Below are 26,795 nucleotides of genomic sequence, written 5' to 3' on the forward strand. Positions count from 1 at the left end.
ATGCCGGACCAGACACCCCACTCCACCGGCGCTCCGCAGCCGCCACCGCACCACCCGTTCGCCGACCTTCCGCTGCCGACGCCGGCACAACCGGCCCGTCGTCTGCGGGTCGTCGTGGCGGACGACAACCCCGTGGTCCGCGCCGGCCTCACCGCCCTGCTCTCCGGCCGCGCGGACATCGAGGTCGTGGCGGAGGCCGCCGGCGGCCGCCAGGCCTACGAGGCCGCCCACCAGCACCGCCCGGACGTGGTCCTCCTCGACGTCCGCATGCCCGGCGTGGACGGCATCTCGGCTCTCCCGTACCTGGTGCAGATCGCCCCGGTGGTGATGCTGACCTACAGCAGGGAGTCGGAGATCGTCCAGGAGGCCCTGCGCCGGGGAGCGGGCGGCTACCTGGTCCACGGCGAGTTCACGGCCGACCAGCTGGTCGATGCCGTACGCGACATCAGGCAGGGCCGGGCCCACTTCACCCCCACAGCGGCGGGTGCGCTGCTGGCCCAACTCCGCGAGGGCGGGGCCTCGGCGCCACCCCTGCCGGAGGGGCTGGGCCAGTCATCGAGTGCGACTGCATACGGAATTTCCGCCTCCGCACAGTCGCATACGCAGACTCAACAACCTTATTCACCAGGCCATTTCAACCCGCCGCCTGCCTCACCCCCACCTACTTCTCCAGAAAAGCTTTCGCAAGTGCAACCACATGTGGGACAGTCTTCGTCTGGGTGGACGAGTGGCCGGCCGGCCACTCCCGACAGGTCGCGGTTCCAACTGAGCACGAGGGAGGCGGAGATCATGGACCTCATCGCGTCCGGCATGAACAACCAGCAGATCGCCGCCACGTGCTTCATCAGCGAGAAGACCGTCAAGAACCACATCAACCGCATCTTCGCCAAGCTCCACAGCACCAGCCGCTCCGAGGCCGCCGCGAAGTGGATCGGCACGGCGCCGGACGCACACCGGGGACTGGGGTGATCTCTGGTGACACCATGGGGGAACAACCGGTTGGGTCCGAGCGATTGGGCCCGGAATTGGGCCCAGGGGCCCTCTGACGGACAGGTCGTCTCGCCGTACGTTCCTCGTGTCGAAAGCGACACAGCCGAACCCGGAGGGGAACACCATGAGCGACCTGATGCTGAAGACCGCCGTCGCGACCAAGGTCCGCGTGAACGGCTGGAAGAACACGACGGTCGAGGCGATGCAGCGCCGCGCCGGCGACAAGGGGCAGACGGCGGTCGAGTACCTGGGCATCATCGCGGTGGTGGTGGCGATCGTGCTGGCGATCACGGGTACGAACATCGGGCAGACGATTCTTGGAAAGATTCAGGCGCAGATCGCCAAGGTCGCTCCTTGACGCGACCTCGCCGGTACGGCGACGCAGGGCAGGCTTTCCCCATCTACATCACGGTGGTGGGGGGCCTGCTCTTTCTCGCGTTCGCGTACTTCGCGGTCGGCCAGGCCGCGGCGAACAGGAACGGCGCCCAGACAGCCGCCGACGCGGCGGCTCTCGCGGCAGCGCAGGACAGGCGCGACCAACTCGCCGACGCGTGGGTGAAGGACGTACTGGACCCGAACAAGTGGCGCGCGATCTTCGAGGGCACCGCCGAAGGCCTCAGCCCGTCGTGCTGGCGCGCGAATCAGCTCGCCGAGCAGAACGACGCCCGAGTGAACCATTGCGGTCCCGAGGGTCTATTGGGTTTCACGGTCGAGGTCGAGACCAACAAGTCCGTCGGTGAGTCCGTCGTTCCCGGAACGGCGGCCCGGAAGTCCGACGCGACCGCCACCGCCGTGATCGAGCCTCGTTGCGACTTCGACCCCCCTGCCGGGGACGCCGGTCCTGACGTCCTGCCGAAGCTCACATGCGAGGACGACGTGGTCTGGGAGCTGGACCCGGACGATCTCGATGTTCTGCCGGAACCCGAGGACCTCTTCGACGTTCACCTGGCCGACCCACTAGCGAACGACGAGTGATGAAGGAAGCAGAGAGATGAGCATTCGGTTCACTGCGAACGCCCGCAGGGGAATGGTCGCGCTGACCGTTGCGGCCGGACTGGCCCTCGGCGCGGCCGGCTGCGGCGGCGGTGGTGACAACGATGACAAGTCGACCCCGTCGGCGTCCGCCTCCAAGGACAGTGGATCCAAGCCGAGTGCTCAGGAGGGGCAGTCGGAGACACCGCTGGCGGAACTGAAGGGGACCGACGGGCTGCTCCTGCAGATCACATCCGCCGCGAGGGACTCGGGCGGCTTCCTCACCGTGAACGGCATCGTCAAGAACGACGGGGACAAGTCCGTGGTGGTTCCCCCCCAGACGAGCGGTGACGAGACGGAAGTCATCAAGCATGGTCCTTCACTGGGCGGTGCCACGATCGTGGATGCCAAGGGGAAGAAGCGCTACTACACGCTGCGCGACACGGAAGGACGGCCACTGACGACCACCGGGCTCGGGAACCTCGAGGCGGGGCAGACCCTGCCGGTCTTCATGCAGTTCCCCGCACCGCCGGCGAGCACGACCGAGGTCGATGTGCAGGTCCCGACCTTCTCCAGCGGCACCATCAAGATCTCCGGGTGAGGCCGGCCATGAAGACCCGCACGCGCACCCGAACGGCGACTCCACGCCTCGCCCTGGTCCTGACCGCCGCCGGCCTCATGGTCGCCACGAACATCTACGGCGCCGTCTCGGCCCACGCCGACGAAACCCCCGGCGTCCCCCCTGGCACCGAGGCCTCCGCCTCCGCCCCCGTCGAGGTCGACCCCGCCGACCCCGACCTCAAGCTCCCCGAAGGCGCCACCCTCGCCGAACCCAAGGTCCTCGACATCAAGCAGGTCGTCGAAGACCAAAGCGGCGACGAACGCCGCGAAGACACCAACGCCGACGTCAAGTTCGCCCTCCAGGCCGAAGTCCTCTTCGGCAAGGACAGCGCGAAACTCAGCGGCGAGGCGAAGGCCCGGATCTCCGCGATCGCCGAGGAGATCAAGACGCAGAACGCGACGAAGATCCGCGTCTTCGGCTTCACGGACAACCTCGGCTCCTCCGCCCACGGCGACGTCCTGTCCAGGAAGCGAGCCGACGCCGTACAGAACGTCCTCGACCAGGAACTGACCGACTCCAACGTCACCTACGAGGTCCGCGGCTACGGCGAGCAGTACCCCATCGCCGACAACTCCACGGAAACCGGCCGCAAGAAGAACCGCCGGGTCGAGGTCTCCTTCCCTCGCTCGGAGAGTTGAGCCACCGAAAGTGGGCCCAGCGTTGGGGCCACGGGCCCATGTGTGAGTGATCGACGTTCCTTAGCCTCGGCTCGATGTCCGTGTTGAACGGCCGTTGATCGAGCTGAGCTGAGGTCGCGCATGTCCCCTGCCGGTGACCCGATACCCCCGAGCGGGATGTGGGGTGCACAGAACAGCCCGTCCTGGAACCGGCATTCGCCGCTGCCGAGGGAGCTGGGCTGGGCGCAGGTACTGCTGTGGGTGCAGTTCGCGCTGACGGTGCTGTACCTGGTCACCGTGCTGTCGGTGGTGACGTACTACTCCGGGGAGATCTTCGGGATCCTGGTGTACGACTCGCTGCCCAGCGTGGCCGGGGTCTACCTGGCCCGGCGCCTGTGGCGGGGCGGGGTGTGGACGAGCCGCGCACTGATCGCCGTACAGGCGTGGATCGTGTGGCTGTCGCTCGGCACGCTGTTGCACGGTGATCTGCGGGGCTTCACGCAGGCGGCGATGCCGGTTGCGGTCATCGTGCTGTTGCGCCGGGCCCGGTCGCGAGAGTGGTTCGAGATCCCTCCCCAGGACAGGGAGGAGCGCCGGGCATTCAGCCTGGCCAGGATGATCCGCTGGCGGCAGGACGAGGGCCAGACCGCGGTGGAGTACGCGGGGCTCATCGCGGTGGTCGCGGCGATCATCGTCGCGCTGTCGGTGGGCGGCCTCGGCGGGCGTATAGCCGACGGCATCCAGTCGGCGGTCTGCTCGGTGACGGGCGCGGCCTGCCCCGCTCCGCAGGGCGATGGCACGGAGACGGGTGCGGCCGGGGACGACAACGACGGTGCGCAGCAAGACGGTTCGGACACAGGCGCCGGCACCGACGGCGGCAACGGCGCGGCCCCGGACGGCGGCCAGAAAGCGGACGGCGGCGCGGGGGCGGATGGCGCTGGGGGCGCGAACGGCGAGACAGGCGCGGAAGGCGACTCGGGCACCCAGGCCGGTTCCGGTGGCCAGGAAGGCACGACCGCCGACGGTGCTACGGGCGGCAACAACAGCGACGGTGGCCCGGCGTGGTCGACCCGGATCATCACCTATGAGGGCGCGGGGACGAACGACACAGTCCCACTCGCTCCGGGCCCGTTCGACGAGAGGTCGCTCTGGGACGACGTACATGACCAGGAACGCCACGACAGGACGTTCATGGACCATGTCCGGGGCTTCTTCGTGGCCCCGACCAAGAGCTTCCTGGCCAGCACCATGGACGTCGTCAGCGACCCCGTCGGCTCGATCAAGGACAGCTGGAACGGCCTGAAGGGCTACACCACGAACTGGTGGGGCGACAAGGCCGACGAGCTGGGCGAGGAGTGGGACAAGGGGAACTACGTCTCCTCCGTATGGGGCTGGGTCAACTCCCCCGAGGACTTCGTGTCCGACCTTGCGACCGACACGTTCGTCGACAAGGAGAACTGGGAGAAGGGCAACTACGGCGCCTCCATCGGCAACACCGTTGTCGGCGTCATCGGCATCTTCAGCCCGAAGACCATCACGAAGTTCACCAAGTTCGAGAAGCTGGCCGAGGTCGGTGAATCCCTCGACAAGGCGGCGGACGCGGCGGAGAAGGCCCGCAAGGCTGCCAAGGCGGGCGATGCCGAGGGCGCTCGGAAGGCGGCGAAGGACGCCGACGAGGCGGCGGACGCGGCCGAGAAGAAGGCCCGTGAGTCGGGCTGCACCATCGCGGCGCCAACCCGTCGGAACCCGTACGGCGGCAACCCACCCGGGACCACCCCTGGCCTCCTCACCGGCTCCTCCGGCACGGGCACCACGGTCATCGCCGCCGGTCCGCCCGACTCCTCGTACGTCATCCTCGCCGAGGGCGGCTGCGACGAGGAGGCCAAGGAACAGGCGAAGGAGGCCCGCGAGCAAGCGGACGAGGCGGACAAGGCCGCTGACGAGGCGGAGAACAAGGCCAGCAAAAAGCCGACCACCGAGTGGCAGGCCACAGACGATGTTCCCGGTCCGGCGGCTGGGAAGAAGCTGAGGTTCCCCAACAAGCGGCACACCGTGGGAGGAGCGGGCAGCGGTCAGGTCAAGGAACGCAACACGGTCATCCTCCGAGGTAACGAGGATCTGGTCCGCGCGGACATCGAGGCAATAGCGAAGGGGCGTGCCAAGCTGCTGCCGGACAAGAACACGTACGAGATCAACGGACGGGCGTATCGAGTCGAGGACACCGGGACCGTCTTTCCGGTCTCTGGCCCTGGCTTGGTCGACATGGACCGCATTGAATACGCTGCTCTGAAGGAGATCGTGCGGAATAAGGGTGATCTCAGTAAGTCGCAGCAACTGCAGCGTGATCCGAAGTTCGTCAACAATCCGGACAAGGTCGCGAAGGCCAAGCAGGTATATGACGGGACGTACAAGTGATCGCGAATCTTTTCACCGTCGCGGAGACAGAGCCGTCGCGGCTCCGCGGGGCGCTGGCTCAGTTGCTGGCCGTGACGCGCGAAGCGGTCGACGTCGCCGACACGGACGGGGACCAGGAAGCGCGTCGCTGGGACTCACCTGTTCTGTGCACGTACCGCGTGCTGCCGCCCGGTGACCTGGCGCTGGAGCTCGACATCTACGTCGAGGACGAGACGGCCGGAGCTCTCAGTGAGGCGGACTTGGCGCAAGGGCTCGCGGTCCGTACGACGACCTCGGTCCTCTACCCCTCGATGGACATCGACCTGGACTCCGCATACTGGGTCGCGGTGCCGGATGGACGCGTCGTGAGATGCCGGCTGGAGGCGATCGACTCCGATGAGGACACGAGTTACCGGGTCGACGCGGTGGAGGAGAAGGTGGCCGATCTCCCTCGCGCGAAGGTGGAGTGGCTCCCCGAAGCTCTCGAATACGAGCCCATCGGGACGCCTCTCTCCGATGCCTTCCTGGCCACGTATCCGACGGACACGACGGCGAGCGTCGAAGGGCGCGTCCACTACAGCCTGCGCGTGTGGGAAAGGCTGGTGCGCCGGTTGGAGTCCGACTGGAGCCCTTCTGGCCGGTACCGGGAAGACCTCTTCCGGCGTGATCTGGAGGCCCGGGACACTTTGGCGCGTCTCGTGCGCGAGGTCGACGACGTATACGCCGGCGGCCTGAGATCCTCTGTGACGCGATTGGACGGCATCTTCCGTGCATGCACCGAGCCCGGGAACGACGAGAAGGCCGAGCGCTGGTGGTGGTGTAGGCGTCCAAGGCATGTTCCATGGTGAGCTCGCGAGGACGAGAAGGAGCGCGGCACGCCCTTGGAGCGGAACTGCTCACTGTCCCCTCCCGACGGTTATGAACTGGTGACGCTCACACCTGCGCACCTGTACTGGCCTTAGCATCAACTCAGTGGGCGCAGACATAGATGGTGTGATCGAGACTCGCTCGGCCGACGGACACTGGGAGATGGCGGTCGACCTTCTGGACCTGCAACTGGGGCGGCGCCACGAGGCGTGGGGGTGTCTCTTCAACTTCGGCGGGACGGAGAGATTGGATCGTTCGCTCTTTGCCGACCGCGGGCTTCCGAGCGACCCCTCGGATCCGGTACGGGATACCGGAGGCGAGGACTATCAGCACAGCCACACGTATGCCACCTGGGCCGAAATCGCCGTGGTCGACTGGGACGCCCCGCTCGCCGACGAGCCTGCTTATTACTGGGCGGGCCTGTGGCGGCCTGGTGACGACGGCGAGCTCGTCCAACACGACATCGTGTGGGCCTCAGCCACGCCCGGCCTGGATGAGGCCGCGGCCGATGCTTTCGGCGAGGATGTGTACAGCCCATCGGAATGGCCGCAGGGCGGCGAGGTCCACCTGGACGGCGCCGTGTACCGCCCCGTGATTCTCACAGCGCGGATGCTCGCTCCTCCGGACCAGGCACCCTGGTCCCGAGTCTGGAATGCGATGCGGGACCTCGCCGACAAGCACGGGGACGACAACGTACGTCTGGTCGTCTGGCTCGGTTGACAACGGCTCCGGCGTGCCCCAGGGCCTGTGTGGTGTCGTGATCAATCGGCTGCTTCCAGGAGATCTCCGAGCCAGATCATCGAGGCGCGGAGTTCGAGGCCGGCGAGGTAGCTCTCGGGCGTCTTGTCGAAGCGTGTGGCGATGCCGCGCCAGTCCTTCAGCCGGTTGATCAGTCGCTCGCCGAGTTCGCGGCAACTGAGCCCGGCCGGGTGCGGGGCCGGCCCGACCGGCAGACGGACGGATGGATATCCGCGCCGCCGGAGCGGAACAGGTGAGCGTCAGGACGGGCCGGGCCCTCGACACCTGGCTGACGGGCCTGGGACGCTCCTACAGCTGACCCGCCCCCTTGGGCCCGGGAAGCCGGCGGGGCACGGACGGAGAGCGACTGGTGGACACCTACCTGCTGCCCGCTGCCATGCGCAAGCTGCCACAGCCTTGGCACGATCTGACATACCGCAGGTCTCAGGCTCTGGAGGCACTTGCCCCCACGGAGGAGAGACGTGAGCAGGCTCGGCACGTGCTGCGCGCGTGTCTGCCAGACCGACGGCAGAGTGTGCACGACTGGGACGAGGAACTACGGGACTTCTACGACGACCGCGATGATCACACCTTGGACGAGGCGGACGCCTGGTTGACCCGGACCATGCCGACCACTTCCCAGGTCACTCGGGAGCGGGTGGTGCAGGTGGTCGGAGCCTGGGCTGACATGGGGATCCCCACGGTGCCTGAGCCACCGACTGAACAGTGGGTCGACAGGGTGGCGGCGGAGTGGGCCGCCTCGGTGCGGCAGGCGCTGGCGTACGACGCCTTCGCTTTCATCGAGCGTGCAACCACCGCCGGATTGCTGAACGATGGAGAGACTGAAGACGCCGCGCTGCTAGCAGCCGCGTTCGTGCGGGTCGGCGTGGCGGTTGAGGCGGCGGTGCGCGTGCTTGTCTCGCTCGGTCGTCCGCGCGGCGAACAGGCCCTGATGGAGCTCGTACGCGACGATGAAGTCCGGGACTTCCGCCCGTATGTGCGTTCCCGGCTTCTAGGACTGGGCCGCTCGGTGTACGAGGTTCGTGCCCGGGAAGCCACCCGCGACGAGGAGCCGCTGCTGCCCGAAGGGCTGCAGGGCCTTCCGCATTCCTGGCAGAACGACTTCGGCTGGGGCGCGACCGCGCCGGACTCACACAGCCTCGCCCAGGCGCGTTCAGCACTGGAGGCATGTCTGACTGTCGAGCGGGTGCCGGATGACGCGGAGATGTGCAGTGACGCTCCGGCGGATCGAAGTGCCATCGCTGAGGTGGTGCGCGCCCTGATGCCGTACCCACGGCTGGTCACCCGCGAGCGGATGAACGACGCGTGGCGTGAGTGCCAGTCGTTGGGGTTCGAATTTCGAGGCATCGACGCCGGGGGCTTCGCCAAGGTCTGGTGCAAAAGGATCGCTGACCGGGTCACCGCAGCCGTCTTCCGCTGGCTCGCTGACCTCCCGCAAGGCGGAGGAGCGGCAGGCGACAAGGAACCGGCTGTGCTGTCGGCGACGGCCCTCTGGGCTGCGGATCTCGCCGAGCGGTCCGTCCGGTGCGGCAGCGCGGTACAGGAAGCCATCTGGTTCCTCCATCGCACGGATGACGTACCGGTCAGCCGGGAAGCCCTGGCGCGACTGGCCCTCGATCCGAGCCTGCCGATTACGACGAGGAACGCCGCGCAGGAGTGGTCGCCATGACGCCCGTTGCTTCAGAACGACCGAGTTGAGAGAGGGCAAGCAGGCGCGGCGGCACGTCGCTGCCGGGTCTTGAATCGTGGTGCCTGTCCCGCCGCAACGGGCCCGTGCCCCGCAGGAATTGGGCCTGGGGTTGGGTCCGTGGGCCCAGGTGGCCTGACATGACCCGACGTTACGCTCTGGGCCTGGATTGACGAGGGGGATCGAGGTCATCCGCAACAGCTGGACGCGGCAGCGGTTCCGCGTTCACGGGCCCACGGAACCGTGAAGCCGAGGCTGTATGACGTGCGCGTGCGGGCTCCAGGGCGGACACCGCCACGACTCGACAAACAAGCAGCCGTAGTTGTAGCCGTAGCCGCCTCCGCATCATGTCCTGGGGGCTCATTCCTACGGCCCTCCTTCCCTTGACTCATCCTCCTGCTCGGCGAGTTGAGGAGTGGCATGTCTGCGTTCGGGGGCGTTCCGGTGTCGGGGGACGGTGAATGGCCGTCGACGGGGAATGGACGGCGCCGGGAGCTGCCCGGGCCGCTGTCGGTCGCGTTGGTGCTCGTCCACACGCTGTTTGCGTTCTCGGTGCTGGGCGGGATCGGTCTGTTGTCGACGGCGGCGTCGCTGGACGCCGTGGACGGTCGGCTGCTGGGGCAGGTGGCGTTCGCGGCGGCGCCGGGCACGATCGGGTGGGTGCTCGCGCGCAGGTCGTGGTCAGGCGGCGTGTGGGTGTGGCGGGGCCTTCTCGCCCTGCAGGCATGGCTGATCGTCGCCGCTCTCGGCAACGTGGGAGATGGCTCGGGGCGGGGCTTCACGCAACTCTTCTTGCCCATCCTGATCGTCGTGTTCCTGACCCGTCGGGAGAGCCGGGAGTGGTTCCAACTGCCGGATCCGGAGCGAGCGGATCGTCGCCCGTTCTCGGTGGCGCGGATGATCCGCTGGCGCCGGGACGAGGGACAGACGGCGGTGGAGTACGCGGGGCTGGTGGCCGTGGTCGCGGCGATCATTGCCGCGCTGGTGGTCGGCGGGCTCGGGACGCAGATCTTCACCGGCATTCAGTCGGCGGTGTGCAAGGTCACCGGTACGGCGTGCCCGGCGGCGACGGGAAACGGCGGCGAGGAGGTTCAGGCCGGGGACGGCGCGGACGGGACCGACGGTCAGGGGCCCGACGGTTCCGGAGCAGCCGGACAGGACCAGGGGGGCCAGGACCAGGGGGGCCAAGGCCAGGAGGACCAGGGTCAGGGTGATCAGGGCGACCGTGATCAGGACCAGGGTGATCAGGACGACGGCGGTCAGGGCAACGGCGGTCAGGCCGACGGCGGTCAAGGCAACGGCGGTCAGGACGACGGCGGTCAAGGCAACGGCGGCCAGGGCGACGAGGACGGCGGATCCGGTGACGGCGGTACCGGGAGCGGTGGCGCAGGCAACGGCGGCACCGGAGGAACCGGGCCCGGCGGAGCCGACTCCGGAGGTCAGGGCAACGGCGGATCCGGCTCGGGTGGCCAGACCGGCGGGAACAGCGGAGGGAACGGCTCCGCCTCGCAGGGCGGCGACGGCGGATCCGGCGGCGATACCGGCGGCGATACCGGCGGCGTTTCCGGCGAGGACACCGGCGCTTCGTACACCGAGGAGACCGACGAAGAGAAGAACGACGCGGCAGAGGGCGAGCCGGGATGGGAGGAGGACGAGCAGGCCGCCGAGGACAGCGCCGACGAAGGCGGCGACGAGGGCTGCACCTCCGGCGTCGGGGCCTTCTTCAGCTGTGTGGGGGACCCGTTCAAGCAGGTGGGGCAGGGCCTCTTCGTCGACGGCATCTGGGGCGACGTCACAGGCATCTGGGACACGGTCACCAACCCGGGCGAGGCGTGGGAGGGCCTGAAGGACTACGGCAGCTCGCTGGGCGATCAGTGGTCCGATGACGCCAAGGACGCGGGCGAGAAGTGGGGGAACGGCGACTACTTCGACGCGCTCACCGACTGGGGCGGCGCGTCGTGGAACACGGGCGTCACGGTCCTGGACGACATGTTCGTGGGCGACGAGGTCCGCGACCAGTGGAACAACGGCCAGAAGACCCGTGCGGTCACCAACGTCGTCTGGAACGTCGGCTCGCTCTTCATCCCCGGCTACGGCGAAGCCAAGATCGTTCAGAAGCTCGGCAAGCTGGGCAAGCTCGGCAAGCTCACCGAGAACGCCGCGAAGGCGGCGGAGGACGCCAGGAAGGCGGCCAAGGCCGGTGACGTCGACGCCGCCGCGAAGGCGGCGAAGGAGGCCGACGAGGCGGCGGACGCGGCCGAGGAGAGGGCGAGGAAGTCCGGCTGCACCATCGCCTCCGCTCCCGGCCGCCGCACCCCGTACGGCGACACGCCGGGCTTGACCGGGTCGGCCGGCAGCGGCACCACGGTCCTCGCCGCCGGCGGGTCCCGCTCCCCGTACGTCGTGCTGGCCGAGGCCGGCTGCGACGAAGAGGCGAAGAAGCAGGCCGAGGAAGCCCGCAAGCAGGCGGAGGAGGCCGAGAAGGCCGAGAAGGAAGCGAAGAAGGAGGAAAGCCGCAAGCAGGTCGCCAAGTGGAAGAAGCCGTCCTGGTACAACGACCTGAGGAACCCGCGGAAGGGCTCCAAGGATGGCGGCGACGGTCACTGGAAGGCCAAGAAGGCGGTGGCGTACTGGCCGAAGTCAGAGGTGTGGATGCGCTACCAGGAGCAGGTCTCCAAGGTGAAGCGCGGCAAGGAATACGCTGTCAAGGACCCGAAGACCGGCAGGGCCGTCGACTTCGACGGTTGGGACTCGTCACGGCAGACTTACGTCGAGGCGAAGTTCGGCTACGGCAACAAGGTGCGGGCGGACGGCACGCTCGAACCCGCTCAAGCGACCAAGTTCGTCGAGCAGGCGCGGCGGCAGCTGAGCGCAGCGAACGGGAAGCCGGTCGAGTGGAACTTCTCCAACAAAGCGGTGGCCGAGGCGGCAGAGGAAGCTTTCGACGAAGCCGGTGTCGGGGTGGTCGTCAAGTACACGCCGTGGGAGAAGTGAAAGACGGGAGTGCGGATCATGAGTGCGGTGACGGTGGCTGTGCACTGGTGGGCCAGATCTGAGACGCCGCAGGAGCAGGCGGAACGCTGGTTGGTTCTCCTCGCCCGGCTGACGGCGCTGTCCGACGGCGAGCTGACGGAGTGGCGCTGGGACGTGGACGATGACGGCCCCGGCCCACTGGTGCCCCGGAGCGCGGGTGAGTTCGCGACAGCGCTCCAGGCAGCGAACACTCATGATGACGTCGACATCATCGGCTGGACAGCCCACGTGGTCGGTCGCCGGCAGGACGGTGGCTACGTCCAGGTGTGGATCTCGGCGGGCGGCACGGACGAGCACAGCCCGTTCTTCGTGATCGTGAAGCTCTTCCCCGGCCCCGGGGCGTCGGCCTCTCCGCTCGCGGACCGTCTAACCGAGACCCTCGCCGCGCTGGCGGAGGCCTGGGACCCGGACACCGGTCTTGCCTACGATCGAGCGCTGTTCAAGACCGTCAAGGCGACCTACGGTCTGCCGGCTCCCGCTCCCCGCTGCGGCTGGTCGGTCTACCTCTCCGAGAACCGCGCCACGCGCGTCCCCGACGACTTCACGGCCCGGCGGCTGCCCACCGGGCACGGCGGCCTCGTCCTGGACCTCGCGGCGAACTCTGGCGAGACCCCGGCCACCGAAACGGTCCTCGCCGCCCACAAGGCCCTCGCCGAGAGCGGCGCCCTGGAACCCATGCCCGTACCCGCGACGGGTGCGAAGCTGTGACGATGAGGGCCGGCGAGCGGTTCGAGACCCCGGACCGTGTGCGGCGACGAGGCGCCGCTGACGCCGCCGGCTGTCGGCCCGGACAGTGGCTGCCCCCTCGCCGAGCTGGAGAGCCGGCGGTGAACGACGAAGCAGTGAGGCCCCCTCGGTGATCGTGCAGCAGTACCTCGCCCAGATCGACGACCTCCTCGCGCGCGCCCTGACCGGGAGCGACGCCTACCACCTCGTGACCCTGCGCGAGAGCCGTGACTTCGCTCCGCCGAACGACGACTGGGACGAGCTCATGCGGACCAGTGAGGAGTTCGAGGAGGAGCTGAAGCACCTGGCAGCCGCGTTGGACGCCCGATGGGGTCCGCACGCCACCATGTCCATGGAGGGGTACGCCTACGCCTTCATGGATCCGGACGGCGACGACCTCCCGCCCTTCATCCGGGACCTGTGCGAGAGCGGATACTTCGGCGACCTCGTGTACTGGCGGGTCGGCGACCGTCTGCTCGCCGTGAGCGTCGGTCATGAGGACAAGGAGGAGCCGGTCGTGCTGTTCGCGGGAGTGACCGGTTTCGGGGAGGGGCTCCCCACGTAGGAGCGAGAGGCCCCTACTGCGCGCGGCGGCCGGCCACCGATCAGCCGACCGTCACCAAGGTCATGTGCGGGGACAACTGGCGCCGGCGTCATGCGCCTGACCGCGCCACGACAACTTCCACCCGAGCTCCTTTCCGCAGCCCCCATTCACCCATCACCCCGGCCTCCGCCTCCACCACATGCCGGGCACGCAGCCGAGGCATCCCCAGCCGCCCCGGCCGCATGGTGCACACGTCGATGACGCGCAGGTGGCGATCGAGATAGGCGACATCGATCGGCATGCGCATACGGAAGGTGTGCACGCTGCTCGCGGGGGAGAGGAGGATCGCTCCGCAGACGAAGTCCCGCCCCAACAGCCCCTTGGTGCGCGCCCGATAGGAAGTGGCGATCTCCAACGGGACCCGCACAGAAGACCCGTCACCACTCCCCACGACGACCAGTTCCCCACGCCCGTCCCGCCAGCGCCGCCCCATCCGGGCCCACCTCCGACCGTGTCACTGCCAACGGCTCTCCGAACCCGAACGTATCCGCAGCGGAGTAGGCCCCACATGGGTCCACGGGCCCATGTCACGACTACTGCGGACCCCGTAGCTTCCCCGAATGCGTGAACGCCTCCCCGGAACCCTTTGCTGGTTCCTGACTGAAACGCCCTGTGTGGCATCGCAGTTGACGGACAGATTGGCGCGTTATGCAACCGTTACGGCTCGAACGGGTCGACGAATCGCCGATTCCTCCCCATACACCCCGCCGGTCCACAACCTTCACCCTGGTGCGGCTCTACCCCACTGGATAGCTTTGGTTCGCTCAAGAGAAGCCTCGCCTCTGACCGGGAGCCGACCGTGAACCGCCGCCCCACCCTCCTCGCAGCGCTCACGCTGACCGCCGCTGCGGCCCTGACGCTGTCCGCGTGCGGGAGCGATGACAGCTCCAAGGGCAAGGACAACGACAAGATCGCGGGAGCGGACACGGGGGACAAGGCGTCCGCCTCCCCCTCGCCGAGCGCTGCGGACTCGGCTGCCCGGCCGAAGATCGAGCTGCCCTCAGACCTCTCCTACACCTTCGACTGGCCCGAGACCGGGGACAAGGAGAAGGACGCGATCCTGGCCGACGGCGAGCAGTCCATCAAGGCCGTCGACCTGGCGATCGTCAACCAGAACGCGCTCGACAAGGCGTACCTCTACTACTACGAGGGCGAGGCCGCCGCAGGGACGCAGACGTTCATCCAGGCGTATGTCAAGGCCAAAGCGCGTGTCACGGGCGTATACCGCTTCTACGACCCTGTCGTCAACGTCCGGGGTAAGGGCAGCGGGTCGCTCGTGTACTGCGAAGACCAGAGCAAGGCCTACGACATGTACCTGAAAAACAAGAAGATCAACAAAACCCCGGTATCCAAGAACAGCTACGTGCTCTACAACACCCTGCTGCAGAAGAACGACAAGGGTGTGTGGGTCATTGAGAAGATTCTTTCCCAGAGGGGGAGCGACAGGTGCCAGCCTTGAGTTCTGCTTCCCGGGCTCTGATCGTGCCTGTCGCGATCGGTTCGATGTTGCTGTGTGGGGCCCCCGCACAGGCGGACAACGTCATTGGCGGTGGATCCCAGATGCCTCCTCCAAGCAAGGACGTCCATGGTGACTCAGACGGTGACGGCACTCTGTCGTCCACCGCAGGAGTCGTCGTCTTCGATCGTTCCAACAACGGCTCAGGCCAGTCGGCAGGCCCGGTGACGTCTTCGACGACCTGGACCCCGCCAGCTTGTTACTACGCTCCGAAGTACACGCCCGAGCAGTTGCAGAAGTACCTGGAGCCCACCTGGGAAGCCGGCTCGACAGGCTACGAGTGGGATGCCAAGCAACGCGACCGCTATGTCAACGGTCACCCCTACAAGGACTTCAACAAGGACAAGGCTGACGAGGGCTACTGGTGGGACTTCTACGTCACACCCGGCCGGGAAGGAGACCCGGGGGCGCTCGACTGCGACGAGCCCATCTTCTGGGTGGACGAGAACGACGCCCCGCCGGCCGACATCCCGCAGGCAATCACCGCCGAGGTCCTCGCACAGCTCGCGTACGCCGAAGTGCGCGTCCCCTCCACGAAGCTGGATCTCGCCCCGCAGGCGAACACAAAGGTGAATCTGCCTACTTGGGCGTGGCTGGATGCGGCTGAGTTCAAGCCTGTGTCCGTGACGGCCTCCGTTCCACTCCTGGGTATCCAGGCGACCACAACGGCTGAACCGGTATCGCTGAGGATCGAGCCGGGCACTGCAGAAGCCGAGACCTACCCGGCCTCAGGTGTGTGCGAGATCCAGAACGGCCGAATTGGTGAGCCGTACACCAAGGGCAAGGCCAACGAGGCCCCGTCCTGTGGTGTGAAGTACCTACGGTCGTCGGGCGATGGTTCGTACCAGCTCAAGGCGACAGTCACCTGGAAGATCCACTGGACCGGTACAGGCGTGGCCGGCGAACAGCCTCTGCCGGACGGCTCGTTCGGCGGGGAGCAGAACGTCGTCGTACAGGAGATCCAGGCCGTCAACCGCTGACGCCAGCCGCGCCTTGACTACCCCGGCGGCCACTCACACGAGTGGCCGCCAGTGTGACGGGAACATGATGGGAGTCGTCGCCGCAGGCGCTTTGCTGCCCACCCCAGTGGCGTGACGAGGCAGAAGGGGAGCCGACGGGGTCGGCGCACACCCGGTATCCGACTGGCTTGTCTGGCCCGTCGAGCAAGGTTGCGCCCACTGCGAGGACTTGCGGCTCGGCCACGTCGAGACCCGCGACCATCACGTCGAGGTGCATCTGCTGAGGATGGTCAGGGCAGGACCAAGTGACAGCGTTTCCCGCAGAACTCGGCGAGCTCGGATGGATGGGGGCAGTCGAGAATGGAGTTGTGAAGCCGACCTGCGCTGGATAGGAAGACCCCATGACCCCACTAGGCGCAGTCTTCCGTCCCCAACTGGCCCCCGAGCGACTCCGGTCGGTCTGTGAAGTCGCGGAGGAGGCCGGACTCGAAGAGCTCTGGCTCTGGGAGGACTGTTTCAGAGAGGGCGGTATCTCCACCGCCGCCGCAGCCCTCGCGTGGACCGAGCGTGTGCGGGTCGGCGTCGGGCTGTTGCCCGTGCCCTTGCGGAACGTTGCCATCACCGCCATGGAGGCCGCCTCGCTGCACCGGATGTTCCCCGGGCGGGCGATCCTCGGCGTGGGGCACGGCGTGCAGGACTGGATGGGGCAGGTCGGCGCCCGGGTCGAGTCGCCCGTCACCCTGTTGCGGGAGCATCTCGTCGCGCTGCGGGCCCTGTTGGGCGGCGAGCGGGTCACGGTCGACGGGCGGTACGTCAAGCTCGACGACGTCGCTCTCGACTGGCCGCCGGACGGCTCGCAGAGCGGGGTGCTGGCCGGGGCCACCGGACCGCGGTCGCTGCGGCTCAGCGGGGAGGCCGCCGACGGCACCATTGTCACGGCCGCCACCAACGCCGAGGGCGTGCGCAAGGCGCGGCAGCTCGTGGAGGAGGGACGCGCGGCGGCCGGCCGAGCGGCCGGGCCCCACCCCCTGGTCGTCTATCTGCTCACCGCCACCGGGCACGACGCCGCCGCCCGGCTGCGCGCGGAGCTCGCGGCCGAGGGGCTCGAAGCCGTTCCGGACCTCGGGGTCGCCGGAGACGCCGGGGCCGTCGCCAAGGCCGTCGAGCGGCTGGTCGAGGCGGGGGCCGACAGCGTCGTACTGCAGCCGACCGCGGACGAGCCCGACCCGGAGGGGTTCGTGCGGTTCGCGGCGGAGGAAGTGCGCCCCCTGGTCCCCTGAGGGCCCGTTGTCGGTGCCGGCTGCCACACTCCGGGCATGAGCGAGGACGACGTGGACGTACGTCTGCGAGACGTGGTGGAAGCCGACCTGGAGTTCCTGCTGGCGTACGAGCGTGATCCGGAAGCCGTGCGGCGGTCGAGGTTCACGCCTCGGCCGCGCGACGCGTTCCTGCGGCACTGGAAGACCAAGGTCCTCGGGGACGACACCGTCTTCGTGCAGGCCGTGACCGTCGACGGGGAGGTCGCCGGCAGCGTCGTCGCCTGGTGGGACGGGGATCGCCGCTTCCTCGGGTACTGGCTCGGACGCCCGTACTGGGGCCGCGGCATCGGCACGCGGGCCCTGGCCCTCTTCCTGGAGCGGGAGCAGAACCGGCCCCTGTACGCCGACCCCGCCGGCGGGAACACCGGTTCCGTACGTCTCCTCGAGAAGCACGGCTTCCACCGGACCGGCACCGTACGGCACGGCGAGAACGAGCACGTCGTGTTCGTCCTCCCCTGAGGAGCACCCCGTGACGGCCCCGCCCGGGCAGCTGCCGGAACCGCCATCGCGCACGCCGGAGTCGACGCCCTCGCCCTGACACACAAATTACCGAGCGCCTCCGCCCACCCCCCTGCCACCATCCCTCCATGGCAGAGCATCAGGAACCGCACCCCCCACGCCCCACCACCTTCGAAGACCTCCTCGCCGAGGGCGCCTCCGTCCCCACGGAAGGCTGGGACTTCTCCTGGTTCGAGGGGCGGGCGACGGAAGCACGCCCCTCCTGGGGATACGCCGTGTCGATGGCCGAGCGACTGGGCCGGGCGAGTGCCGCGCTCGACGTGCAGACCGGGGGAGGAGAAGTGCTGGACTTCGCCCTCTCGAGGGCCGCGGCCACGACCCCGGCCGGCGCCCCGGCCAGGGCCACGGGCCAGCCCACCGCCGAGACCTCCGCACCCCACCCACCTCTCCTCACCATCGCCACCGAAGGCTGGCCGCCCAACGTCGCCAAGGCGACCGCCCTGCTCCGTCCGCGCGGCGTCGCGGTCGTCGCCGCTGCCGAGGACGACCCGCTGCCCTTCGCCGACGGTGCCTTCGACCTGGCCGTCAGCCGCCATCCCGTCCGCCCGCACTGGGACGAGATCGCCCGCGTCCTCCAGCCCGGCGGGACGTACTTCGCCCAGCACGTCGGCCCGGGCAGCGTCTTCGAACTCGTCGAGTACTTCCTCGGGCCCCAGCCGGACGACGTACGCGGCGCACGCCATCCCGACCGTGAGCGTGCCGACGCCGAGGCCGCCGGGCTCGACGTCGTCGACCTGCGGGCGGAGCGGCTGCGCATGGAGTTCCACGACATCGGCGCGGTCGTGCACTTCCTGCGCAAGGTGGTCTGGATGGTCCCCGGCTTCACCGTCAAGGCGTACGAGCCGCGGCTCCGGGAGCTGCACGAGCGCATCCGGGCCGAGGGCCCCTTCGTCGCCCACAGCACCCGTCACCTCGTCGACGCACGCAAGCCGGGCTGACGCACACCCGGCGCGTGATCACGCGTGCGGCCCCACCGTCACCTCTCCCACGACCAGTTCCGGCGTCGCCTCCAGCACCTCGCCCACCCGCTCCACCTGCTCGTCCAGCTCCCGTCGCTGCCGTGCCGTCAGCCGGGCGAGCGGCTCGACCGTGACGGTAGTGCGGCGGCCCCGGCGCCGCTGGTGCCACACCCCCGCCACCACACCGTCGACGAGCAGCACCGGGTAGTTGCCCGCCTGGCCGCCCCCGAGGGCGCGCTGGTACGCCTTCCCGGGGAACAGCCGCTCGCGGGGCTGCCCGGCGACGACGTACGCGTCGAAGTAGGGGAGCAGGCGCACACCCCGCGCCGGGCCGTCCGGGAAGCCGGTGTCCCCCGCCGCCACCCACGCCGGTGTCCCCTCGAAGCTGACCTCCTCGATGCGGCCCGCCGCGGCCAGTTCACCGAACAGGGCCGTGGCCCAGCCGGGCGGCGCCGCCAGCCAGCGCGCGAAGTGCTGCGGCGTCGCCGGGCCGTACGCGTGCAGATACCGGTCGACGAACGCGGACAGGGCGTCCCCCGCATCCGCCCCGCGCTCCCCCCGGGGCGGGCGCGTGTACGTCGCCTTGCGGCCGCGGTTCGGGCCGAAACACAGCGTGCCCGCCCAGCCGGCCCGGTGCATCACCTGGCGCCAGCGCGGCCACAGGTCCTGGAACGCCGGCATCACGCGATCACCGGCCCAGGGGCCCGTACGGGCGACGACCTCCTCGGACAGCTCGTCGACGGTCAGGTACCTGCCGTCGAGCGCGTCGCCGATCGCCGTCACGACCTGTCCGGTCTGCTCCTCGGTGAGCCGTGCGCCGGGCGGGAACGGGCTCGGCCCGGTCGGCACCGCGGTCAACGCCGCCGAGAAGAGAGGGAGTTCCCGGGCCGGGAGAAGATGGACCGTGCCGCGTGGGCCGTATGTCTTGATCAGGGACCGGTCGTCCCAGAGCGCGGCCCGTACGTCCGCCCGTGTCACCCCGTCCGCCCGCATCCCGACCGACAGCTCCGCCGCGGAGAGCACCTGCGCGTGGGCGCCCAGCATCGCGCCGACCACCTCGGCGACGGGCGTGCCGGTCCCGGCCGGCCCGGCCAGGAACTGCCGCTCCGCCCGGCGTGCGCTCGCCGCGTCCCACGTGATCTTCACGGTTGTCGTCATGGTGCGACGCTAGACGGGAAAGAGGACAGATCCCGGCCTAAATGTCGGGGCCGATCCGCGCCGGGCCGTGGGTCACTCCTTTCGCTCACTGCACTTGCGCATCTTCCGACGAGAGTTTTCACATCGTTATCGCCTGCGGCTCGCCTCCACGTCGCCGCTCACGTAAATTCGGATGAGGCAATTCGCGTGAGCAAAGCTGCGCGGGCGGTACCGCGCAGTGGAGGGGGCTGCGCGGTGCCAGGGCCTCCCCGTCGAGCCGGCGCAGCGGCGATGTCGAGTCGGCAAAGCGGTGAATCGCAGACGGCCCGGGAGGTGGCTCCGGGTCAAGCGGATGGGCGCGGCCGGGTCACCCGTCGGGGGGATGCCGGGGCAAGTCACCCGAGTGGGCCCCAAGGTGAGGCAAATCCTCCGGATCCTGCCCCCGGGACGCCCGATTCCCCAGCGTATGGGCCTTGTTTCGGCCAGAATCGCGCCCTGAGCGAGGGCTTCCGCGGGCATCGCCGCGTCGCCGGGCGGCTCCGGAGAGTAGTTGTGGCACGCCGATGCACGCAGCATCACTTACGAAGGGTTATGGTGGAAACCCCCCCTCGGGCCGGTCCGTCTCCCCCCCACGGACCGGCCCGTTTTTCTTGGTCCGCCGGGCGGCTCGAACCACCGGCCGGAACCGTTCGTTCCGCCCCTGTTGGCGGCCCACGGCCGCAGCGGGGGTAGGCTTCGCCTCCGGGGACTGCCATACGGGCAGGGACCGCCCGCGGCCACGACCGGGCCGCACGCCGCGGCCTGTCCGATCCGTACCGGAGGGGCTGACAATCACGTGAACCTGCGCGACAAGCTGCGTGGCCTGCTGGTCAGGCTGTACGCACGCCGGGTGGAAGGTCACCTGGACCACGCTCAGGTGCCCAAGCACATCGGCGTCATCATGGACGGCAACCGGCGCTGGGCGAAGGCCGCCGGTTCCAGCACCGTCGACGGCCACCGGGCCGGTGCCGGAAAGATCGAGGAGTTCCTCGGCTGGTGCTCCGAGACCGATGTCGAGGTCGTCACCCTCTGGCTGCTGTCCACGGACAACTTCGACCGGCCGCAGGAGGAACTCGTCCCCCTGCTCGGCATCATCGAGGACGTCGTCCGGACCCTGGCCGCCGACGGCCGCTGGCGCGTGCACCACGTCGGCACGCCGGACCTGCTGCCCTCCGGGATGCAGACGGTCCTCAAGGAGGCCGAGGAGACCACCGCCCACGTCGACGGGATAGTGGTCAACGTCGCCATCGGCTACGGCGGCCGACAGGAGATCGCCGACGCCGTGCGGTCGATGCTGCTCGACGCCCAGGAGAAGGGCACCTCGATGGAGGCGCTCGCCGAGGCCGTCGACACCGACATGATCGGGCGTCACCTCTACACGAGCGACCAGCCCGACCCCGACCTGGTGATCCGCACCAGCGGCGAGCAGCGGCTGTCCGGATTCATGCTCTGGCAGACCGCGCACTCCGAGTACTACTTCTGTGACGTGTTCTGGCCGGCGTTCCGCAAGGTCGACTTCCTGCGCGCGATGCGCGACTACGCGGCCCGCCACCGGCGCTTCGGCGGCTGAAACACCCTGTTGACGGACACCGCGGACGCACGACGTCCCACGTCGCAACACCTCCCGGTACCCCATTGAAGACGGGCGTAACACGGAGTTCACCGGCTCGCCGTCATATGCCGTGGCATGGCGACGCTCGTTCGAGGGCATAACCCAGTCAGGTCGACGCCCGAACCACGGGTGTCGGATCTCAGCGGACGGCACGGGGCCGTCCGCCCGGGAGGCCCTTTGCACCAGCCCGATCGTGCGGTCACAGCACGGACGAAGAGGCGGAGGGCCGGTTCTCGGCCCGCGCAGGGCGGCCGACGACCGGTCCAGCTCCACTCCGTCGCTCCCCGACCTCATCCGAGGGGGTACGTCCTTCCGTGGTGACCAGCACAAAGCGCCACAAGCCCGACCGGCGCACCTATGTTCTCGACACCAGCGTCCTGCTGGCCGACCCGAACGCCCTGAACCGCTTCGACGAGCACGAGGTCGTGCTCCCCATCGTCGTGGTGACGGAACTGGAGGCCAAGCGGCACCATCCCGAACTCGGCTACTTCGCCCGGCAGGCCCTGCGCCTGCTCGACGAGTTCCGGGTCCGGCACGGTCGCCTCGATGCCCCCATCCCGATCGGGGACCTCGGCGGGACCGTCCGTGTCGAGCTCAACCACTCGGACCCCAGCGTGCTGCCCAGCGGCTACCGCCTGGGGGACAACGACTCCCGCATCCTCGCGGTCGCCCGCAATCTGCAGGCCGAGGGGTTCGACGTCACCGTCGTGTCGAAGGACCTCCCGCTCAGGATCAAGGCGTCCTCCGTCGGACTCCTCGCCGAGGAGTACCGCGCGGAGCTCGCCATCACGGACTCCTCCGGCTGGACCGGAATGTCCGAACTGACCCTGCCCGGCGAGCAGGTGGACATCCTCTTCGAGGAGGGACACGTCTACGTCCCCGAAGTCGCCGACCTGCCGGTGCACACGGGCCTGATGATCCAGTCGGAGCGCGGCAAGGCGCTCGGGCGGGTCACGCCCGAGGGCAACATCCGTGTCGTACGCGGGGATCGTGAGGCGTTCGGCATCAAGGGCCGCAGTGCCGAGCAGCGGATCGCGCTCGACCTGCTGCTGGACCCGGACGTCGGGATCGTGTCGATGGGCGGCCGGGCCGGCACCGGCAAGTCGGCGCTGGCGCTGTGCGCGGGCCTGGAGGCGGTGCTGGAGCGCCGTCAGCACCAGAAGGTGATGGTCTTCCGTCCGCTGTACGCGGTGGGCGGGCAGGAACTCGGCTATCTGCCGGGTTCCGAGGCCGAGAAGATGAGCCCCTGGGCGCAGGCGGTCTTCGACACCCTCTCCGCGGTCACGTCCCGTGAGGTCATCGAGGAGGTCACCGCGCGCGGGATGCTGGAGGTCCTGCCGCTCACCCACATCCGCGGACGCTCGCTGCACGACGCGTTCGTGATCGTGGACGAGGCCCAGTCACTGGAAAGGAACGTACTTCTTACCGTTCTGTCCCGGATCGGGGCCAATTCGCGGGTGATTCTCACCCATGACGTGGCCCAGCGGGACAACCTCAGGGTCGGCCGGTACGACGGTGTCGTCGCCGTCGTCGAGAAGCTGAAGGGGCATCCGCTCTTCGCGCACGTGACCCTGACGCGGTCCGAGAGGTCCCAGATCGCCGCCCTTGTGACCGAAATGCTCGAAGACGGGCAGGTCTGACCGTCCTGTAGCAAGTAGTGGCGGTTATGCGATAGTTGGCGCCGTCCGGAAAAGGCCAAGAGCCTAGCCGGGCGGCGCCTTCGCGTGTGGCCGTTCCGTGGAATTTCCTGCGTCAAACGGGATGTGAGCTTTCACACGCAACTCGGAATTGCCTTGCCCCGTCGTGGTACGGCAGAGTCTCACTCCTGTCAGGCCCCGCATACGACACACCTGTACCCCCAGCGGTACGGCACCACAAAAGCAACAGCATCAACTGCATAGCGATGTCGTATGCCGCCCGCGCAACACGCGGCGCTCCCCTCGGGGGAGTTGCCCACCGGGCCCGCGCCTCCCGTGACCCCGCAGTTGGGGAGGCCAGTGCCAGGGGCACGATTGCGTCCGCGAGGGTCACCGAAGCGGGCGATGCTGGAAGGAAAACCGTGTGAGCCGGATCTCGGTCCGGGGATTCGCAGTGGCTTCGGCCACGGCGGTCACCGCTGTCGGAAGCGTCGTCGGCGTTGCCTCGGGCAGCACCGCGCAGAACAACGACGCCGAAGCGACGGCTAGCGGCGCGACTCTGCTCGCGGACATCCCCGCGGGCCAGCAGGCCCAGGTGCAGACCGCGTCCCTGACGCAGCAGGCCGACGCGCAGGCCATCCAGGCCGACGTGAGCGCGAAGAAGGACGCCGAGGAGGCCGCCCGCAAGGCCGCCGCCGAGACGGCCATCGCGAAGAAGGAAGCCGCCGAGAAGGCGGCTGCCAAGGCGGCCGCGGAAGCCAAGGAGCGCTCGGAGGCCAAGGCAGCGGCCAGCCGTTCCAAGGACATCTCCGACTTCCCCGTCGCCAGCTCGTACAGCATCGCCCAGCTCCAGGCCATGGCACGGCAGATGGTGCCGTCGGGTCAGTTCCAGTGCTTCAGCAACATCGTGGACCACGAGTCCGACTGGAACTACAAGGCGGTCAACCCCTCCTCCGGGGCCTACGGCATGTTCCAGGCGCTGCCCGGTTCCAAGATGTCGTCCGCCGGCGCCGACTGGCAGACCAACCCGGCCACCCAGATCAAGTGGGGCCTGAACTACATGAACGACCGCTACGGCAGCCCCTGTGAGGCCTGGTCGTTCTGGCAGGCCAACAACTGGTACTGAGCCGACCGGCCCACGGCCGACCCCGTCGTATCCGCGAGCCCCGCACCGTCGTCCGGTGCGGGGCTCGCGCCATGTACGGTCGGACGGACGGCTCCCCGGGGGAGTGGTGCGCCAAGACGGGGGAAAAGGACGGATCATGTCGCGAGTGCCAGGGTGGCTCGGCCGGCTCGGAGCCGGCCTGACCGAGATGAGCGAGCGGTACAACGAGCGCCGCGCCGAGGCCGAACGGGAGCGGGACGACCCCGAGTCCCGGACGCTCGCCGACGAACACGTGCCGCCGCCCCCGGACTACGCGCCCGACATCGCCGCCCGCCCCGATCCCGCGCTGGCCGTGCCGTGGGGGGTACGGGTCGCCGCCGAGGCCGGCTGGCGGCTCCTCGTCCTCGCGGGCACCCTGTGGGTGCTGATGCGGGTCATCAGCGCCGTCCAGCTCGTGGTGCTCTCGTTCGTCATCGCGCTGCTCATCACGGCGATTCTGCAGCCGACGGTGGCGCGGCTGCGGCGCCACGGTGTGCCGCGCGGGCCGGCGACCGCGCTGACGGCCGTCCTCGGCTTCGTCGTCATCGGCCTCATCGGCTGGTTCGTGACCTGGCAGGTCATGGAGAACATCGACGACCTCTCGGGCCAGATCCAGGACGGCATCGACGAGTTGCGGAACTGGCTGCTGAACAGCCCCTTCCACGTCACGGACAAGCAGATCAACGAGATCGCCAAGAGCCTGCGTGAGGCGGTCGGCGCGAACACCGACCAGATCACCTCGGCGGGTCTGGAGGGCGTGACGGTCGTCGTCGAGGCGCTCACCGGGATCCTGCTGGCGGTCTTCTCGACGCTGTTCCTGCTCTACGACGGCAAGCGGATCTGGGAGTGGACGCTGAAGCTGGTGCCGGCGGCGGCGCGGCCGGGAGTGGCCGGAGCCGGTCCGGCGGCGTGGCGGACGCTGACGGCGTACGTGCGGGGCACGGTGATCGTCGCGCTGATCGACGCGATCTTCATCGGGCTGGGGATCTACTTCCTCGATGTGCCGATGGCCGTGCCGCTGGCGGTGTTCATCTTCCTGTTCGCGTTCATCCCGCTCGTGGGCGCGGTGGTGTCCGGGGCGCTGGCGGTGGTCGTCGCGCTGGTCACCCAGGGGGTGTTCACGGCCGTCATGACACTGGCGGTGGTGCTCGCGGTGCAGCAGATCGAGGGGCACATCCTGCAGCCGTTCATCCTGGGGCGGGCCGTGCGGGTGCATCCGCTGGCGGTGGTGCTGGCGGTGGCCTGCGGGGGAATGGTGGCCGGGATCGGCGGTGCGGTGGTCGCCGTGCCGCTGGTGGCGGTGACGAACACGGTCGCCGGGTATCTGCGGGCGTACTCGCAGAAGACCGCGCTACGGCATGCGGTGCCGCCGCGCGGGGCCACGGCGGTGAGTGCGGAGCCGACCCCGCAGACGCCCTCGGAGTAGTCGGGGAGCTCGTAACGCCAGCAGGGCCCCGTCCACCATGTCGGTGGACGGGGCCCTGCCGTGCGAGGCGTGCGGCCGGGGGTTACTCGGCCAGGACCGCCTCGGCGTCCAGCGTGACGCCGACCGCCTGGATCACGGAGGCGATCTTGAACGCCTCCTGGATGACCTCGCGGTCGAGGCCGGCCTTGCGGAGGACCTGCTCGTGGGAGTCGAGGCACATGCCGCAGCCGTTGATGGCGGAGACCGCGAAGGACCACAGCTCGAAGTCGACCTTGTCGACGCCCGGGTTGCCGATGACGTTCATCCGCAGGCCCGCGCGCAGGGTGCCGTACTCGTGGTCCGACAGCAGGTGACGGGTGCGGTAGAAGACGTTGTTCATCGCCATCACCGCGGCGGCGGCCTTGGCGGCCGTGTACGCCTCCGGCGACAGGTTCGCCTTCGCCTCCGGCTCCAGCTCGCGCAGCACGATCGGGGAGCGCGAGGCGATGGCCGTCGACAGCACCGTGCCCCACAGCTGCTGGGCCGGCAGGTCGGAGTTGCCGATGACCGAGCCCAGGTTGAGCTTCAGGTCCTTGGCGTAGTCCGGTATGGCGGACTTCAGGGCATCCAGCGACATGTCAGATCACTCTCCGGAGAGCAGCGCGACGGGGTCGAGGGTCTCGTCGCCCTTGGACCAGTTGCAGGGGCACAGCTCGTCCGTCTGGAGCGCGTCCAGGACCCGGAGGACCTCCTTCGGGTTACGGCCGACCGAGCCCGCGGTCACCATCGAGAACTGGATCTCGTTGTTCTGGTCCACGATGAACACCGCGCGCTTGGCGAAGCCGTCCTCGCCCTCGATGCCGAGGTCGCGCATCAGCTCGTGCTTGGAGTCGGCCATCATCGGGAACGGCAGGTCGCGCAGGTCGTCGTGGTCCTTGCGCCAGGCGTGGTGGACGAACTCGGAGTCACCGGAGAAGCCGAGGACCTGCGCGTCGCGGTCCGCGAACTCCTCGTTCAGCTTGCCGAAGGCGGCGATCTCGGTCGGGCACACGAAGGTGAAGTCCTTGGGCCACGCGAAGATGACCTTCCACTGACCCTCGTAGGTCTTGTGGTTGATCTGCTGGAACTCCTTGCCCTTCTCCAGCGAGACGCAGGCGGTCAGGTCGAACTCGGGGAACTTGTCACCGACGGTGAGCACACACACTCCTTGCAGCGAAGAAACACCCGGATCGCGGGGGTTTCCCATGGGTTGGACTGTGTTGATGTTGGCACAGGCTC

26 protein-coding genes are annotated in these 26,795 nt (G+C 68.8%); 21 read left to right on the forward strand and 5 right to left on the reverse strand.

Features of this window, described 5'->3' with window-relative positions; genetic code table 11:
- From AB0G20_RS14680 to AB0G20_RS14735, 12 genes are all read left to right on the forward strand, one after another.
- Nucleotides 1–969, forward strand: coding sequence for a response regulator transcription factor (locus AB0G20_RS14680; protein WP_361301212.1), 969 nt, complete (start codon nt 1–3; stop codon nt 967–969).
- 145 nt (nt 970–1,114) lie between these two features.
- Nucleotides 1,115–1,348 carry a hypothetical protein gene (locus AB0G20_RS14685; RefSeq protein ID WP_361301215.1) on the forward strand — a complete coding sequence of 78 codons (234 nt, stop codon included), beginning with the start codon at nt 1,115–1,117 and terminating at the stop codon, nt 1,346–1,348.
- The gene (locus AB0G20_RS14690) at nt 1,345–1,965 is read left to right on the forward strand and encodes a pilus assembly protein TadG-related protein (protein ID WP_361301218.1); all 621 of its coding nucleotides are present in this window, start codon (nt 1,345–1,347) and stop codon (nt 1,963–1,965) included. The genes AB0G20_RS14685 and AB0G20_RS14690 overlap by 4 nt, the downstream gene beginning before the upstream one ends.
- A 16-nt stretch (nt 1,966–1,981) precedes the next feature.
- Entirely contained in the window at nt 1,982–2,563 is a 582-nt protein-coding gene (locus AB0G20_RS14695; RefSeq protein ID WP_361301221.1) for a hypothetical protein, read from the forward strand.
- A gap of 8 nt (nt 2,564–2,571) precedes the next feature.
- The gene (locus AB0G20_RS14700) at nt 2,572–3,222 is read left to right on the forward strand and encodes an OmpA family protein (RefSeq protein WP_361301224.1); all 651 of its coding nucleotides are present in this window, start codon (nt 2,572–2,574) and stop codon (nt 3,220–3,222) included.
- 156 nt (nt 3,223–3,378) lie between these two features.
- Nucleotides 3,379–5,616: a hypothetical protein gene (locus AB0G20_RS14705; RefSeq protein WP_361301227.1), complete on the forward strand. Its 2,238-nt coding sequence runs from the start codon at nt 3,379–3,381 to the stop codon at nt 5,614–5,616.
- Nucleotides 5,613–6,443, forward strand: coding sequence for a hypothetical protein (locus AB0G20_RS14710; protein WP_361301230.1), 831 nt, complete (start codon nt 5,613–5,615; stop codon nt 6,441–6,443). The genes AB0G20_RS14705 and AB0G20_RS14710 overlap by 4 nt, the downstream gene beginning before the upstream one ends.
- Before the next feature lie 124 nt (nt 6,444–6,567).
- Nucleotides 6,568–7,182 (forward strand): hypothetical protein, encoded by a 615-nt coding sequence (locus AB0G20_RS14715; protein WP_361301233.1) that lies wholly within the window; start codon nt 6,568–6,570, stop codon nt 7,180–7,182.
- A gap of 388 nt (nt 7,183–7,570) precedes the next feature.
- The gene (locus tag AB0G20_RS14720) at nt 7,571–8,890 is read left to right on the forward strand and encodes a hypothetical protein (RefSeq protein ID WP_361301236.1); all 1,320 of its coding nucleotides are present in this window, start codon (nt 7,571–7,573) and stop codon (nt 8,888–8,890) included.
- A gap of 438 nt (nt 8,891–9,328) precedes the next feature.
- Nucleotides 9,329–11,902, forward strand: coding sequence for a Tox-REase-5 domain-containing protein (locus AB0G20_RS14725; RefSeq protein ID WP_361301239.1), 2,574 nt, complete (start codon nt 9,329–9,331; stop codon nt 11,900–11,902).
- 18 nt (nt 11,903–11,920) lie between these two features.
- Nucleotides 11,921–12,649 (forward strand): Imm52 family immunity protein, encoded by a 729-nt coding sequence (locus AB0G20_RS14730; protein WP_361301242.1) that lies wholly within the window; start codon nt 11,921–11,923, stop codon nt 12,647–12,649.
- Between the two features lie 148 nt (nt 12,650–12,797).
- A complete protein-coding gene (locus AB0G20_RS14735; protein WP_361301245.1) occupies nt 12,798–13,232 on the forward strand; it encodes a hypothetical protein in 435 nt (144 codons plus the stop codon).
- Between the two features lie 88 nt (nt 13,233–13,320).
- On the opposite strand, the gene AB0G20_RS14740 is transcribed toward AB0G20_RS14735, so the two are convergent.
- Nucleotides 13,321–13,704 (reverse strand): DUF192 domain-containing protein, encoded by a 384-nt coding sequence (locus AB0G20_RS14740; protein ID WP_361301248.1) that lies wholly within the window; start codon nt 13,702–13,704, stop codon nt 13,321–13,323.
- A gap of 366 nt (nt 13,705–14,070) precedes the next feature.
- Between AB0G20_RS14740 and AB0G20_RS14745 the strand changes: the two genes are divergently transcribed.
- Together AB0G20_RS14745 and AB0G20_RS14750 are read left to right on the forward strand one after the other, a co-directional pair.
- On the forward strand, nt 14,071–14,730 hold the full coding sequence (locus AB0G20_RS14745) for a hypothetical protein (protein ID WP_361301251.1): 660 nt from the start codon (nt 14,071–14,073) through the stop codon (nt 14,728–14,730).
- Nucleotides 14,718–15,767, forward strand: coding sequence for a hypothetical protein (locus AB0G20_RS14750; RefSeq protein ID WP_361301254.1), 1,050 nt, complete (start codon nt 14,718–14,720; stop codon nt 15,765–15,767). The genes AB0G20_RS14745 and AB0G20_RS14750 overlap by 13 nt, the downstream gene beginning before the upstream one ends.
- Here the strand turns inward: AB0G20_RS14750 and AB0G20_RS14755 are convergent.
- Nucleotides 15,757–16,149 (reverse strand): VOC family protein, encoded by a 393-nt coding sequence (locus AB0G20_RS14755; protein WP_361301257.1) that lies wholly within the window; start codon nt 16,147–16,149, stop codon nt 15,757–15,759. The genes AB0G20_RS14750 and AB0G20_RS14755 overlap by 11 nt on opposite strands.
- Between AB0G20_RS14755 and AB0G20_RS14760 the strand changes: the two genes are divergently transcribed.
- The 3 genes from AB0G20_RS14760 to AB0G20_RS14770 all read left to right on the forward strand — a co-directional run bounded on the left by AB0G20_RS14760 (nt 16,148) and on the right by AB0G20_RS14770 (nt 18,522).
- Nucleotides 16,148–17,026 carry an LLM class flavin-dependent oxidoreductase gene (locus AB0G20_RS14760; protein WP_361301260.1) on the forward strand — a complete coding sequence of 293 codons (879 nt, stop codon included), beginning with the start codon at nt 16,148–16,150 and terminating at the stop codon, nt 17,024–17,026. The genes AB0G20_RS14755 and AB0G20_RS14760 overlap by 2 nt on opposite strands.
- Nucleotides 17,027–17,062: 36 nt before the next feature.
- On the forward strand, nt 17,063–17,524 hold the full coding sequence (locus tag AB0G20_RS14765; protein WP_361301263.1) for a GNAT family N-acetyltransferase: 462 nt from the start codon (nt 17,063–17,065) through the stop codon (nt 17,522–17,524).
- A gap of 128 nt (nt 17,525–17,652) precedes the next feature.
- Nucleotides 17,653–18,522 carry a methyltransferase domain-containing protein gene (locus AB0G20_RS14770; RefSeq protein ID WP_361301266.1) on the forward strand — a complete coding sequence of 290 codons (870 nt, stop codon included), beginning with the start codon at nt 17,653–17,655 and terminating at the stop codon, nt 18,520–18,522.
- Between the two features lie 18 nt (nt 18,523–18,540).
- Here the strand turns inward: AB0G20_RS14770 and AB0G20_RS14775 are convergent, their stop codons facing one another.
- Nucleotides 18,541–19,701 carry a winged helix DNA-binding domain-containing protein gene (locus tag AB0G20_RS14775; RefSeq protein WP_361301269.1) on the reverse strand — a complete coding sequence of 387 codons (1,161 nt, stop codon included), beginning with the start codon at nt 19,699–19,701 and terminating at the stop codon, nt 18,541–18,543.
- Nucleotides 19,702–20,515: 814 nt separating this feature from the next.
- On the opposite strand from AB0G20_RS14775, the gene AB0G20_RS14780 reads away from it, so the two are divergent.
- The 4 genes from AB0G20_RS14780 (at nt 20,516) to AB0G20_RS14795 (ending at nt 25,538) form a co-directional block, all read left to right on the forward strand.
- A complete protein-coding gene (locus AB0G20_RS14780) occupies nt 20,516–21,289 on the forward strand; it encodes an isoprenyl transferase (RefSeq protein ID WP_361301272.1) in 774 nt (257 codons plus the stop codon).
- Nucleotides 21,290–21,645: 356 nt separating this feature from the next.
- Entirely contained in the window at nt 21,646–22,971 is a 1,326-nt protein-coding gene (locus AB0G20_RS14785) for a PhoH family protein (RefSeq protein WP_361301275.1), read from the forward strand.
- Between the two features lie 421 nt (nt 22,972–23,392).
- Nucleotides 23,393–24,094 carry a transglycosylase SLT domain-containing protein gene (locus tag AB0G20_RS14790; protein WP_361301278.1) on the forward strand — a complete coding sequence of 234 codons (702 nt, stop codon included), beginning with the start codon at nt 23,393–23,395 and terminating at the stop codon, nt 24,092–24,094.
- Nucleotides 24,095–24,230: 136 nt separating this feature from the next.
- The gene (locus AB0G20_RS14795) at nt 24,231–25,538 is read left to right on the forward strand and encodes an AI-2E family transporter (protein ID WP_361301280.1); all 1,308 of its coding nucleotides are present in this window, start codon (nt 24,231–24,233) and stop codon (nt 25,536–25,538) included.
- Nucleotides 25,539–25,620: 82 nt separating this feature from the next.
- Here the strand turns inward: AB0G20_RS14795 and AB0G20_RS14800 are convergent, their stop codons facing one another.
- Nucleotides 25,621–26,154, reverse strand: coding sequence for an alkyl hydroperoxide reductase (locus tag AB0G20_RS14800; RefSeq protein WP_361301283.1), 534 nt, complete (start codon nt 26,152–26,154; stop codon nt 25,621–25,623).
- 6 nt (nt 26,155–26,160) lie between these two features.
- The gene (locus AB0G20_RS14805) at nt 26,161–26,715 is read right to left on the reverse strand and encodes a peroxiredoxin (protein ID WP_031132607.1); all 555 of its coding nucleotides are present in this window, start codon (nt 26,713–26,715) and stop codon (nt 26,161–26,163) included.
- Nucleotides 26,716–26,795 lie beyond the last annotated feature (80 nt).

This window comes from Streptomyces sp. NPDC024017 (assembly GCF_040638895.1).
Classification (GTDB): domain Bacteria; phylum Actinomycetota; class Actinomycetes; order Streptomycetales; family Streptomycetaceae; genus Streptomyces.

Coding starts and splice junctions, on each gene's coding strand:
- AB0G20_RS14765 (WP_361301263.1), top strand. CDS start 17,063: ATGAGCGAGGACGACGTGGACGTACGTCTGCGAGACGTGGTGGAAGCC.
- AB0G20_RS14725 (WP_361301239.1), top strand. CDS start 9,329: ATGTCTGCGTTCGGGGGCGTTCCGGTGTCGGGGGACGGTGAATGGCCG.
- AB0G20_RS14775 (WP_361301269.1), bottom strand. CDS start 19,701: ATGACGACAACCGTGAAGATCACGTGGGACGCGGCGAGCGCACGCCGG.
- AB0G20_RS14795 (WP_361301280.1), top strand. CDS start 24,231: ATGTCGCGAGTGCCAGGGTGGCTCGGCCGGCTCGGAGCCGGCCTGACC.
- AB0G20_RS14800 (WP_361301283.1), bottom strand. CDS start 26,154: ATGTCGCTGGATGCCCTGAAGTCCGCCATACCGGACTACGCCAAGGAC.
- AB0G20_RS14700 (WP_361301224.1), top strand. CDS start 2,572: ATGAAGACCCGCACGCGCACCCGAACGGCGACTCCACGCCTCGCCCTG.
- AB0G20_RS14760 (WP_361301260.1), top strand. CDS start 16,148: ATGACCCCACTAGGCGCAGTCTTCCGTCCCCAACTGGCCCCCGAGCGA.
- AB0G20_RS14705 (WP_361301227.1), top strand. CDS start 3,379: ATGTGGGGTGCACAGAACAGCCCGTCCTGGAACCGGCATTCGCCGCTG.
- AB0G20_RS14730 (WP_361301242.1), top strand. CDS start 11,921: ATGAGTGCGGTGACGGTGGCTGTGCACTGGTGGGCCAGATCTGAGACG.
- AB0G20_RS14695 (WP_361301221.1), top strand. CDS start 1,982: ATGAGCATTCGGTTCACTGCGAACGCCCGCAGGGGAATGGTCGCGCTG.
- AB0G20_RS14680 (WP_361301212.1), top strand. CDS start 1: ATGCCGGACCAGACACCCCACTCCACCGGCGCTCCGCAGCCGCCACCG.
- AB0G20_RS14755 (WP_361301257.1), bottom strand. CDS start 16,149: ATGGGGTCTTCCTATCCAGCGCAGGTCGGCTTCACAACTCCATTCTCG.
- AB0G20_RS14770 (WP_361301266.1), top strand. CDS start 17,653: ATGGCAGAGCATCAGGAACCGCACCCCCCACGCCCCACCACCTTCGAA.
- AB0G20_RS14740 (WP_361301248.1), bottom strand. CDS start 13,704: ATGGGGCGGCGCTGGCGGGACGGGCGTGGGGAACTGGTCGTCGTGGGG.
- AB0G20_RS14685 (WP_361301215.1), top strand. CDS start 1,115: ATGAGCGACCTGATGCTGAAGACCGCCGTCGCGACCAAGGTCCGCGTG.